Origin of the sequence: Pseudoalteromonas sp. MMG007 (assembly GCF_018100985.1) — a bacterium.
Lineage (GTDB): Bacteria > Pseudomonadota > Gammaproteobacteria > Enterobacterales > Alteromonadaceae > Pseudoalteromonas.
On record NZ_JAGJEI010000016.1, the window covers coordinates 46036 to 59090 of the forward strand.

The window sequence follows — 13055 nt, forward strand, 5'->3', positions numbered from 1 at the left end:
GTAAATGGACGCACTTTCGCAGTTATTTTACCTGCATGGCATAGGCTATGAGTTTACCAAATACACAGGTGAGCAGGTGTTTTTTAACGAAGACACGCGTAAACGTGCTTTGCAATGTTGTGGTGTGGATACCAATAATGATGCACAAATAGCGCAATTAAACTTCAAATTAGATGCCTCTACTTGGCGCAGTTTAGTACCAAGTGTAAGTTTAGTTGAACAACAAACCCCGTTTTTAAAAATCAAAATAGATGAGCGACAACTGCACTGCCCAGCAAATATTACAGTCCCTTCGCTTGATATACATATAACGCTCGCCAACCTTTATAATTTAGCTATTACTGGAGAGTACTACTTACATGAAGTGCGTTATATCGAACTTGAATTACCAATAAAAGCGTTACCTATTGGTTACCACCAAGCGACGGTTAAAGTTGGAGAGCAACTTGCGAATACGCAAATTTGGAGTGTACCAGAACAAGTTTTTCAAATTGATAATTTAAAGCGCACTGGGCTATCTATTCAGTTATATACGTTAAAAAATAAAGCTTGCTTAGGTATTGGTGACTTTAACGATTTACTGGAACTTACAACCCTTTGCGCTAAACAAAATATGGATTATATATTACTTAATCCACTGCATTTGCTGTTTGCTGATATACCAGAGCGGGCAAGTCCATATAGCCCTAATAGCCGCGCTTTATTAAACCCTCTGTATATTTCGGTCGCACTAAGTACAGATGCAAAAAATAATGAGCAATTAAATTCTCTTATGGAAAGTGATGATGTCATTGCTTTGTTAAACGCAACCGATCAGTTTATTAATTACCATAATGTTAGCCAGGTAAAATATGCCTTGTTTAAAGCGCTTTATGATCATTTTGAATTAACAGGTAGTACTGAAAGGCGTGAAGCGTTTGATAAATTTTGTAACGAAAATATAAGCACGCTTTCTACGCTTAATCCAGCACAGCCCAAGTTTGACTATTATCTGCAGTGGCAAGCGAGTCTTCAACTTGCGCTTTGCCAACAAAGCTGCATAGATCAAGGAATGGAAATTGGCTTAATCAACGACCTCGCCGTTGGCTGCGCAGGTGATGGCGCTGAATTTTATAATCAACAGGCATTGTTTTCTAAAGGGGCAAATGTAGGTGCACCGCCAGACCCATGGGCTGAAGCCGGACAAAACTGGGGATTACCTGCACTTAATCCTCAAAGCCTGCAACATAACAATTATCAATATTACCGCTCTTTAATACGCGCCAATATGCAAAGTGTAGGCGGTTTACGAATAGACCATGTTATGGCAATTCGGCGTTTATGGTGGTGCTTTGACACTAACGGACACCAAGACGGTTGCTATGTATATTATCCATTTGAACATTTACTCGCAATTTTAAAAATCGAATCACACATTAATCAAAGCATCGTTATTGGCGAAGATTTGGGGATAGTTCCACCTGAAGTAAAACATGCGTTGTCTAGCAGTGGTATTTTTTCAAATAGTTTATTTTATTTTGAAAAACAACACGATGGAGAGTTTCTATCAGTAGATGACTTAGCACCTCACTGCTTGTTAATGATAGCAAATCACGATGTACCGCCATTCTTAGGCTGGTGGCAGCATGATGATTTAAATATTAAACAACACTATGAGTTGATCAGTAAAAACGAGTATGAACAACAAAAACAGCAAAGAATACAAGAGCAGCACAAGCTCTTATGTTTTATAAACAACCTTAGCCATAAACCTGAACTAGTATTAGAGAGCAACGCAATGGATGTGTATAGCGAGTTGGCGCTTTGCTTGGCAGGTTCGCAATCAAGATTGTTTGCATTACAAATAGATGATTTAGATGAGCAAAAGTACCCTGTAAATATTCCCGGTACAGATAAAGAGTACCCTAATTGGCGCCGTGTATTAACACATACAAGTAAAGATATATTTAAAAAAAATGCTCCGCTATTAGCTGCTATAGATTCAATAAGGAAAGGTTAAATGAGCAGTACAATTAATACAGAACTGTTACTACCTAATACAGAATACGATGAGCAGGTTAGCGCATTAAATGTAGGACGATTTAAAGACCCCTTTAGTTTTTTAGGAGCACATAAAACAAGTTCAGATATAGAAATTCGTCTTTATTTACCCTCAGCAATTACAGCAAGCGTTACCTTAAATAATAATAGTGTTGAAGCTAAAAGGTATAAACAAACTGATTTATTTATAGCCAAAGTGAACGAACTACCCACAAAGCCCTATCAATGCAGTGTTCAGTACGCAAATGACCAAACTACCTTTTATGACGAATATAGTTTTGAAAGCGCACTTGATAAAGACGCCATGTACTTATTTAATGAAGGCAGTTTAGAGCATGCTTACTCTCATTTTGGCGCACATTTTTGCGAACAACAAGACGTAGAAGGAGTACGGTTTTGTGTCTGGGCACCTAACGCAGCGAGTGTATCTGTCATTGGTGAGTTTAATTTTTGGCAAATAAATCGTCATTTTATGCGTTTTCACCCAGCAAGTGGTGTGTGGGAGTTGTTTGTTCCCAATCTTAAAGCGGATATGTGTTACAAGTTTGCTATTACCGCCCAAAGTGGTGAAGTACTAGAAAAAGCAGATCCATTTGCTTTTAAAATGCAACAGGCACCGGGTACAGCAAGTGTTCTGCAATATAAACCTGAGCCAATTACACTAAGTGAAAATGCATTAACCAATAGACAAAAGCGTAATCATATAGATGCACCAATAAGCATATACGAAGTACATTTAGGCTCATGGCAACGAGAAGAGAATAACCGCTATTTAAGTTACACAGAGCTTGCCGACAAACTAGTTAGCTATGCGCTAGAGATGGAATTTACCCACTTACAACTTATGCCAATAAGTGAATACCCGTTTGATGGCTCGTGGGGTTATCAACCCGTGGGTTTATTTGCACCTACTAGCCGTTTTGGCGACTACAACAGCTTTAAATATTTTGTAGAGCAATGTCATAAATCCAACATAGGTATATTACTTGATTGGGTGCCTGGGCACTTTCCAAGTGATCCGCATGGCTTACATCGATTTGATGGTACTCATTTATACGAACACGCTGATATGCGCCAAGGCTTTCATCCTGATTGGAATACCTACATATATAACTACGACCGCCCAGAGGTTAAAAGCTTTTTAATTTCTAATGCTATGTATTGGCTACATCAATTTGGTTTAGATGGCCTGCGTGTAGACGCTGTGGCTTCCATGCTTTATTTAGATTACAGCCGAAAAGAAGGTGAGTGGGTTGCTAATTGTTATGGCGGGCGTGAAAACTTAGGCGCAATAGAGTGTTTAAAGCAAGTTAACATGCGCAGCTACAAAAATAACCCTGGGATCATGATGGTGGCTGAAGAGTCAACAGCTTGGCCTGGTGTTACTCAAAGTGTTGAACATAATGGGTTGGGGTTTGGCTATAAATGGAATATGGGTTGGATGAATGACAGCCTTCATTATATGCAGCATGACCCTTTGTATCGGCAGCATCATCATCATGAAATGACCTTTTCTATGGTTTACGCTTTTAGCGAAAACTACATATTACCGCTTAGTCACGATGAAGTGGTTCATGGTAAAGGCTCATTAATCGAAAAAATGCCTGGAGATGACTGGCAAAAATTTGCAAATTTACGCGCATATTATGCATTTATGTGGGCTCATCCGGGTAAAAAGCTATTGTTTATGGGCAGTGAAATAGCTCAGCGTAAAGAGTGGGGGCATGATCATTCTATTGATTGGCATTTGTTAGAACACCAAAGTCATAGTGGCGTAAAACAAACTATAAGAACTCTAAACACAGTTTATAAAAAACAGCCAGCATTGTATGAACTTGACTCTAGTGCTGCTGGCTTTACCTGGATTGATAACAACAATAATCAACAAAGTATCTTGAGCTTTGTGCGCTTTGCAAAAAATGCTAAAAACTTTGTTGTTGTCATTGCTAACTTTACGCCAGCCTCATATGAAAACTATTTAATTGGTGTACCCAGCGAAGGCCAATATAAAGTTATTTTAAATACAGATGAAACACAGTTTTTTGGCTCTGGCATTGAAGTAACTCAAAACGCATCGCAAATTGTAAATACAATTAATAAAGAAAATCATAGCTTTAAGCACAGTATTTCAATTGCAATTGGTGGTTTAACTACTATTTACTTACAAAAGGTTGATGATGAGTAATCGATTTGAAGCAACTCATGGCAGTGTAGAGCCGCTTGGGTCGAGTGTTAGCGATAACGGCGTTAACTTTTCATTGTATGCACCTAATGCAAGTCAAGCTTATGTCTGTTTTTTTGATAAAAGTGGCCATTCAGAAATTCTAAAAATGGCAATGAACATCAACGAAGGCGGTGTGTGGAGTATTCATATATCACCACTAAGCGCGGGGGCACTTTATGGTTTTAGGGTTGAGGGAGAATATAACCCATCACATGGTTTGCTGTTTAATGAAAACAAGTTACTAATTGACCCCTACGCTAAAGACATTTTTGGCGAGTTCACATGGAGTGAACGTCACTACGGGCAGATGCCAATAGGCACAAAAAGCTGTGTAAACAATGCAATTGATATCCCTAAGTCAAAAGTTGCATCTCAAACTTATTATGAGCATAAAAAACCACAGCACCGCTGGTCTAACACTGTTATTTATGAATGCCATGTAAAAGGGACTACGTGTCGTCACCCTAAAATCCCTAAATCTTTACAAGGTAAGTTTTTAGGGTTGAGCCATCCAAATTTTATTGAGCATTTACATAATTTAGGGGTTACAGCAGTAGAGTTATTACCTGTTCATGCATTTATTAGTGAGCAGTTTTTAACGGCAAAAGGGCTGCAAAACTATTGGGGTTACAACACCTTAAACTTTTTTACTCCCCACAAAGACTACTTAGTAAATGACGACATAAACGAATTTAAGCAAATGGTTAGGCAGTTTCACGATGCCGATATAGAAGTAATCCTCGACGTTGTTTACAACCACACAGCTGAGGCAGGCAACGATGGCCCAATATTGTCACTGCGAGGACTCGATAACTTAGCTTATTATCGTACTGCGAACGATCAGCCCAATGTATATATAAACGATACCGGCTGCGGCAATACTATTAATATCGATCACCCAAAAACACTGCAACTAGTACTCGATAGCTTGAGGTATTGGGTGGAAATAATGGGAGTAGATGGGTTTAGATTTGATTTAGCGACTATTTTGGCGCGCTCTAAATCAGGTTTTAGCTCTAGGCATACATTTTTACAAGCTATTGCACAAGACCCCATACTAAACAAAGTAAAGCTTATTAGTGAACCGTGGGATATAGGTCCTGGCGGCTATCAATTAGGCGCCTTTCCGCCACCGTGGCGAGAATGGAACGATCAATATCGTGACGTTATTAGACGCTTTTGGCAAAGTGAAACCGGCATTATTGCAAACGTTGCTAAACGATTACATGGCTCGTTTGATATTTTTGAACACAGCCAACGCGGCCCACTCAATAGTATAAACTTTATAACCAGCCATGATGGTTTTACCCTAGCTGATTTAGTGAGTTATGAGCACAAACACAACGAAGCGAATGGTGAGCAAAACAGAGATGGTCACAGCGCAAATCACTCATTTAACTGTGGCGTAGAAGGGTTTACCAGTGACGTAAAAATAACAACGCTAAGATTACAGCAACAAAAGAATTTTTTGCTTACCTTAATACTTTCAAAAGGAGTGCCAATGATCGCTGCAGGCAGTGAAATGGCACATTCTCAAGGGGGTAATAATAACGCTTATTGTCAAAACAATCGTACGAGTTGGCTTGCATGGAAAGACTCGCAGCTAAATCATTCTTTAACGCGCTTTATAGACGACGCCCTTAAAATTAGACGTGCACATAGTGCGTTTAAACACAGTGTATTTTTAGACGATATAGATGAGCGTTTTACGGTTAAATGGTTTACCGAAGAAGGTAAAACTATGACTGATGCACATTGGCATGAGCAGTCCAGGCAGTTTTTAATGTACAGCTTACTTGATAAGCAAAACAAACATGCTTTGCTCATTATATTTAATGCCAGTGAAAAAACAGTTTTATGCCAATTGCCATCTTCTCCAATTAAGGCGAAATGGCAAATGGTTCTATCGAGTGTCAATAATGCATCTGCGGGAAGTAATGAAGATGCAACTGTTGAAATTTCAGCACAAAGTAGTTGGGTTTTTAGTGCCAATTTAGAGGACGAAGGTCATGGCTAAACAAGGTGAACAAGTGTGTGTAGTAAAGGGGTGGCAAGAAGGCCCTGTTATCGATGAAAGTACGCTTAAAGATGACCTAACACGGCATTTTTATTATACCCTCGGACGAGATAAAGTAGGCGAGTCGCAGCATTACTTGTATCACGCATTAGCACTTACAATTCGCGATAGACTCGTTGCGCGCTGTAGAGAAACAAACCAACAAATTAAGCAAAATAAACGCCGCAAAACAGCTTATTTATCGCTTGAATTTTTGATGGGGCGAGCGCTGGGTAACGCAGTATTAAATTTAGATTTAGATGAGCAAGTAACCGCTGCGCTTCAAGAATATTGCACAACAATAGAAACCATTGAAGATGCTGAGCACGATGCAGGACTTGGCAATGGTGGCCTAGGGCGACTCGCTGCTTGTTTTTTAGATAGCTGCGCAAGCTTAGCATTACCTGTTGTTGGTTATGGCCTGCGTTATGAATACGGTATGTTTAATCAGTCAATTAAAGATGGCAACCAAATAGAGCAACCAGATAATTGGCTAAGAGAGGGCCATCCTTGGGAGCTTAGTGCACCTGAGCATGCTAAACGCGTGAAATTTGGTGGTTATGTGCAAAGCTATACAGATAAATACGCACGTGATCATCGTCAATGGATAAGCTCACAAGATGTTTTAGCCGTACCTTATGATGTACCAGTACCTGGTTATAAAAACAACATTGTAAATACACTTCGCTTGTGGAAATCAGAAGCAACCGATGAGTTTAATTTAACCGAGTTTAATGCCGGCAGTTACTCAGAAGCCGTTGCGCAAAAAAACTTAGCAGAGCAAATTACTATGGTGCTGTATCCAAACGATAGCAGCGAAAATGGTAAAGAACTTAGATTACGTCAACAGTATTTTTTATCATCGGCGAGTATTCAAGACATTGTTGATCAGTGGGTAAGTGAGCACGGCGAAAATTTTGCAGACTTTGCCGATTATCATGTATTTCAATTAAACGATACCCACCCAAGCATTGCAGTGGCAGAGCTTATGCGTATTTTAATTGATGACTACGAGCTTGATTGGGATGATGCATGGCAAATAACGACCAAAACTATGGCTTACACAAATCATACGTTACTTCCAGAAGCGCTAGAAAAATGGTCTGTATCGTTATTTGCAAAACTTTTACCGCGCATTTTAGAAATAGTATTTGAAATAAACGCACGCTTTTTAGCACAAGTTGCTCAGCAATGGCCTGGGGACGTTGAAAAACAGCGCGCATTGTCACTGATTGAAGAGGGAGATGAGCCACAAATTCGCATGGCTTATCTAGCTATTGTAGGGAGTTACTCAGTAAACGGTGTTGCAGCACTTCATACTGAATTATTAAAAGCAGGTTTATTTAAAGAGTTTTATGCGCTTTGGCCAAACAAATTTAACAATAAAACCAATGGTGTTACACCAAGACGTTGGCTTGCGCATTGTAATGTGAGCTTAAGTAAGCTAATTAGCGAAAAAATTGGCCACGATTGGGTTAAAGAGTTTTCTAAAATTAGCGACTTACGTCGTTATTATGATGACAAAAAATTTCATGAACAGTGGCAAAATGCAAAACGCGAAAACAAGCAACGTTTGGTCGATTTAGTTAAAGCGCGTTGTGGCGTTGAATTTGATGTATCAATGATGTTTGACGTACAGGTAAAACGTATTCATGAGTACAAACGTCAGCTTTTAAATATATTACATGTTATTCATTTATACGACCGTATTCGCCGTGGCGACACTCAAGGTATTGTGCCTCGCTGTGTATTATTGGGCGGTAAAGCTGCGCCTGGTTATTATATGGCCAAAAAAATAATCAAGCTGATTAATAACGTAGCAGAGGTTATTAATAAAGACCCTCAAGCAGCTCCATACCTGCGAGTCGCATTTTTACCAAACTACAATGTAACGGCTATGGAAACTATTTGTCCTGCAACGGATTTATCAGAGCAAGTATCTACCGCAGGAAAAGAAGCATCAGGCACGGGTAACATGAAGTTTATGATGAATGGTGCGCTGACTATCGGCACATTGGATGGCGCTAACATCGAAATTAGAGATGCCGTTGGTGCAGATAATTTCTTTTTATTTGGTGCTCAAGCGCACGAAATTGACGATATTAAATCGCGTTACAACCCCGAGCTTTTAATTGCACAAAATAGTGATTTAAATAATGTAATGCAACTTCTTCAAAGTGGGCATTTTAATTTATTTGAACCATGCTTATTTGAAGACATTACAAATTCGATAAAAAGCCCTCACGATCCATGGCTAACAGCACATGATTTTGAAAGTTATGTAGCAGCGCAAAAAGAAGTCGATAAAGCCTATGCAGATCAAACCTACTGGACACAAATGAGTATTTTAAATACTGCAGCCAGTGGTATGTTTTCAAGTGATAGAACCATTAGCCAATATAGTGAAGATATTTGGCATTTAGACCCCCTCAATATTAGTGAAGCGGACTTAACGACAACATCAAGCCATGCCACTAAAAGCCTAGACTAAATGGAGAGAGTATTATGCCTAATTATGCAAATCGCTACATCAGTAGCCTAACCAGAGAAACCTACGCGTTAATACTGGCTGGTGGGCGTGGCTCTCGCTTGCATGAGCTAACTGATTGGCGAGCGAAACCTGCGGTCTATTTTGGCGGCAAGCATCGGATTATCGATTTTCCTTTATCAAACTGTATTAACTCTGGTGTAAGGCGAGTAGGTATTGCTACACAATATAAGTCGCACTCACTAATAAGACACGTTAATCGTGCATGGGGACATTTTAAAAAGGAGCTTGGAGAGTCTGTAGAAATTTTACCAGCCTCTCAACGTCAAGGTGACGATTGGTACTGTGGTACCGCCGATGCCGTGTTTCAAAATATAGATATTATTCGTCATGAGCTACCAAAATATGTAATGATTTTGTCAGGTGATCATGTTTATCGTATGGACTACGGTGCGTTACTTGCAGAGCACGTTCAAAAGGGCGCAGATATGACTGTATGCTGCTTAGAAGTGCCTGTTGAAGAGGCTGCAGATACCTTTGGTGTAATGACTGTGGATGAGCAAAACCGTGTATGTCGTTTTGATGAAAAACCAGCTATGCCAAGTTCAGTACCTGGTAAACCAGGCACATGTTTAGCCTCTATGGGTAATTATGTGTTTAATACAGAGTTTTTATTTGAACAGCTTAAAAAAGATTCTGAAAACGAAGGTTCAGGACGCGATTTTGGCCACGATATCATCCCAGCTATTATTGAAGAGCATAATGTGTTTGCTTTTCCGTTTAGGGATCCACTTCAAGAAGGTCAGCCATATTGGCGCGATGTAGGTACGCTCGATTCGTTTTGGGAAGCCAATATGGAGCTTGTAATGCCAGAGCCACAATTGGATTTGTATGATCCAACTTGGCCAATATGGACATATCAAGAGCAATTACCGCCCGCTAAGTTTATTTTTGATGATGACGACAGGCGCGGAATGGCCCTAGATTCGACTGTTTCGGGTGGGTGTATCATTTCAGGATCAGCTGTCAGAAAATCACTGTTGTTTTCAAACGTGCATGTGCGCTCATTTTGTGAGATTGAGCAATCAGTTATTTTACCGGGTGCAGTAATTAATCGCGGCTGTAAAATCAAACGAGCAATAATAGATAGAAGCTGTGAAATACCGGCAGGCCTTGAAATTGGTATTGACCGCAAAACGGATGAGCAGAATGGTTTTAGAGTTTCTAAAAAAGGTATAGTTTTAGTGACTCGTGATATGCTCACTGAGCTTGCTAAAAAGTTAGAGCGCCAATCTCAAGAGAATAAAAAGCTAGCGTAATTAGCTAAATAAGCACGACAACACAGGCTTGCTCAAAATTGAGCAAGCTAATATAGGTTTATAGGAAGTAGTAAATTAATGCATGTATTAATGGTTGCAGCAGAAAATGACGCGTTACCAGGCGCTAAAGTCGGTGGAGTAGCGGATGTAGTTCGTGATGCACCAAAAGCGCTTGCTGAGCAAGGGGTGAGTGTTGACGTAGTGATTCCTGATTATGGATTTGATGAACTTAACCGCACTCATATTGGTGATGTCACTGTTGCATTTAATGCTCACCCACATGTATTAACGCTTTTTAAAATAGAGCAATCGCAAAGTAATGTAGCGCAAATTGTTATTAGTCATCCATTGTTTAGAAATTCGGGTAGTGTGTACTGTAATGATGCACCAGGAAGGCCTTTCGCAACTGATGCAACAAAGTTTGCTTTGTTTAACGCAGCGGTTTGTGAAGCGTTGCTACAAGGTATTTTAAAGCGCCCAACAGCGCTTCATTTACATGATTGGCATAGTGCATGTGTGGCCGTGTTGCTTAAATTTGAGCTACGCTATCGGGAATTAAATAACTTAAAAATTGCCTACACAGTTCATAACATTGCCTTGCAAGGAATTAGACCTTTTAAGCACGATGACTCAAGCTTAGAGGCTTGGTTTCCTTCACTAAGTTACGATGGGCAACAACTATGCGATCCCCGTTATCCACATTGCTTTAACCCGATGCGTAGTGCAATTAACCTAGCTGATAAGGTTCATTTAGTATCGCCTACTTATAGCCAGGAAGTACTTAAGCCAAGCAATTACGAACATGGTTTTTTTGGTGGCGAAGGGCTAGAGCAAGACTTAAAAAATGCAGCAACTGAAGGAAAGCTCGTAGGTATTTTAAATGGCTGCGAATACCCTAATAGTACTGATAACAAAGTCACACTGGATGATCTATATAGCCAAGCACAAAGCACCTTATTTAGTTGGATGGCAAAAACGCCGCAACTTCAAAGTAGCTACTATATTGCGCATCAACGGTTACAGCAATTTATGTTATTACCTGTTAAAGGGCCATTAATTACGAGTGTTGGTAGGCTTACAGAGCAAAAAGTATTACTTTTATGCCAATCTATTGATGGCGAATTAGTAATAGATAAAGTGTGTAAAATGGTTAGTGAATCTAATGGCCGGATTATTATTTTAGGATCAGGTGACGAGGTACTCGAAGAGCTATTTACTAAAGCAATGGCACGTAATTCAAACCTGTTATTTTTAAAAGGCTACGGCCAAGGGGTTGGGGATTTAATGTATAAGTTAGGTGACTTATTTTTAATGCCCAGCTCATTCGAACCATGTGGTATTAGCCAAATGTTAGCAATGCGAGCAGGGCAACCATGCTTAGTTCATAGTGTTGGCGGGCTAAAAGATACTGTTCAGCATTACGAAAATGGCTTTAGTTTTAATGCTGGTACGCTTAGTAAACAAACAGATTCACTGTTAGAATGTTTGAATGAGACACTAACGCTACATAAACAAGATCCTAAGCAATGGCAGCAAATTAAAGCTAATGCTAAAGGGGCACGTTTTTCGTGGCCGAAAGTGGCAACTGATTATATTTCATACTTATATCAATAAAGTTAATGTAAATATGGTATGCCTTGGTGACACAACACTGTATTTGCGTTATTACTTACTTGGTATTAGTTAAATTAATAAAAGTAGGTAATGTGTCTGTATTTGTTGCAAGGCAAGCAATATTTAATCGTCGTCAAAACGTAGTAGCCTACGAGTTGTTATTTAGAGACAGCCCAAAAAACTATTTCCCTGATATTTGTGAAGGTGAGGCAACCGCGCGTCTAATCATGGAAAACCAACTAAACCTCGGAACGCGCCATATTACCTCTGGTAAAAAAGCTTTAATAAATATAGGACCCGAATCGTTAGAACTTGATTTGTGTGCTTTTTTACCTTGCCAAGATGTTGTAATTGAATTACTTGAAACCATAGAGCCAAACGATAAAAACTACGAAATGTGTCGGGATTTATTTCATCGCAATTTTAATCTTGCACTGGATGATTTTGTATATAAGCCGCAATGGGATAGGTTTTTAAAGCTCGTCAAGCTTATAAAATTTGATATTTCAGTTACACCACTCAATGAGATCACACCCGTAATAAAAAAGCTCCAGCAGCACAAAAAAATAAAACTATTAGCTGAAAAGCTCGAAACTCAAGAGGATTTTGAGCTTGCGCATAAAATGGGGTTTGATTATTTCCAGGGGTACTTTTTTGCAAAGCCAACCATGATCACACAAAACGACATTGATTATAATTATTCTTTGGTGGTTGCCATATACGCAGAAATAATGAAACCAAGCCCAGATATAAAAGCAATTGCTGGCTTGTTTGAACTTGATGCCGCATTAGCTTATAAATTACTTAGGCTGCTTAACAGTGGTGTTTTTCCTATTCAAAGCAAAATTTCATCACTTAAACAAGCTTTAGTATACCTTGGTCATGAGCGTTTAAAAAAGTTTGTGAGCCTTATTGTGACCGCCCATACTGCAGGTAAAAAACCAGCAGAACTTATGCAAATATGCGTTGTTCGTGCCCGTTTTTGTGAATTAATTGCAAAAAAAATAGCAAAGCAACAATCAGACGAAGCTTTTTTGACGGGTTTATTTTCATTACTTGACGCAATACTGGATCAGCCAATGAGCCTTCTTGTTGAAAAACTCCCCTTTCCAGATGAGATAAAAGCCGCGTTATTAGATGAAAAAAACACCCTGTATTATATTCTAAATGTTGTTAAAGCGTTCGAAACAGGAAGTTGGTGGGCGCTAGAGCAAGCTGTAATATTAATTAACTTAAATAGCAAAGCTTTACCTGAGCTCTACCAACAAGCAGTTGACTGGGCAGACAATTACAAAAATAACAGTTAAAGGAAGT

Annotated in this window: 7 protein-coding genes; all 7 read left to right on the top strand. The window is 39.3% G+C overall.

Annotated features, from left to right (window positions below; genetic code table 11):
- Positions 1-4: 4 nt before the first annotated feature.
- The 7 genes from malQ to J8L71_RS16140 all read left to right on the top strand — a co-directional run bounded on the left by malQ (position 5) and on the right by J8L71_RS16140 (position 13048).
- Positions 5-1999 (top strand): 4-alpha-glucanotransferase, encoded by a 1995-nt coding sequence (malQ, locus tag J8L71_RS16110; protein ID WP_211001424.1) that lies wholly within the window; start codon positions 5-7, stop codon positions 1997-1999.
- Complete coding sequence (gene glgB, locus J8L71_RS16115; RefSeq protein ID WP_211001425.1) at positions 2000-4225, top strand: 1,4-alpha-glucan branching protein GlgB; 2226 nt, start codon at positions 2000-2002, stop codon at positions 4223-4225.
- On the top strand, positions 4218-6281 hold the full coding sequence (gene glgX, locus J8L71_RS16120) for a glycogen debranching protein GlgX (RefSeq protein ID WP_211001426.1): 2064 nt from the start codon (positions 4218-4220) through the stop codon (positions 6279-6281). Before glgB ends, glgX begins: the two co-directional genes overlap by 8 nt.
- Positions 6274-8811, top strand: coding sequence for a glycogen/starch/alpha-glucan phosphorylase (locus tag J8L71_RS16125; RefSeq protein WP_211001427.1), 2538 nt, complete (start codon positions 6274-6276; stop codon positions 8809-8811). Before glgX ends, J8L71_RS16125 begins: the two co-directional genes overlap by 8 nt.
- A 14-nt stretch (positions 8812-8825) precedes the next feature.
- Positions 8826-10127 carry a glucose-1-phosphate adenylyltransferase gene (gene glgC / locus J8L71_RS16130; RefSeq protein ID WP_211001428.1) on the top strand — a complete coding sequence of 434 codons (1302 nt, stop codon included), beginning with the start codon at positions 8826-8828 and terminating at the stop codon, positions 10125-10127.
- Positions 10128-10205: 78 nt separating this feature from the next.
- Positions 10206-11741: a glycogen/starch synthase gene (locus J8L71_RS16135; RefSeq protein WP_211001429.1), complete on the top strand. Its 1536-nt coding sequence runs from the start codon at positions 10206-10208 to the stop codon at positions 11739-11741.
- A 92-nt stretch (positions 11742-11833) separates the two neighbouring features.
- Positions 11834-13048 (top strand): HDOD domain-containing protein, encoded by a 1215-nt coding sequence (locus J8L71_RS16140; protein WP_211001430.1) that lies wholly within the window; start codon positions 11834-11836, stop codon positions 13046-13048.
- The last annotated feature ends 7 nt before the right edge of the window (positions 13049-13055 follow it).

Coding starts and splice junctions, on each gene's coding strand:
- J8L71_RS16135 (WP_211001429.1), top strand. CDS start 10,206: ATGCATGTATTAATGGTTGCAGCAGAAAATGACGCGTTACCAGGCGCT.
- glgC (WP_211001428.1), top strand. CDS start 8,826: ATGCCTAATTATGCAAATCGCTACATCAGTAGCCTAACCAGAGAAACC.
- glgX (WP_211001426.1), top strand. CDS start 4,218: ATGAGTAATCGATTTGAAGCAACTCATGGCAGTGTAGAGCCGCTTGGG.
- malQ (WP_211001424.1), top strand. CDS start 5: ATGGACGCACTTTCGCAGTTATTTTACCTGCATGGCATAGGCTATGAG.
- J8L71_RS16125 (WP_211001427.1), top strand. CDS start 6,274: ATGGCTAAACAAGGTGAACAAGTGTGTGTAGTAAAGGGGTGGCAAGAA.
- glgB (WP_211001425.1), top strand. CDS start 2,000: ATGAGCAGTACAATTAATACAGAACTGTTACTACCTAATACAGAATAC.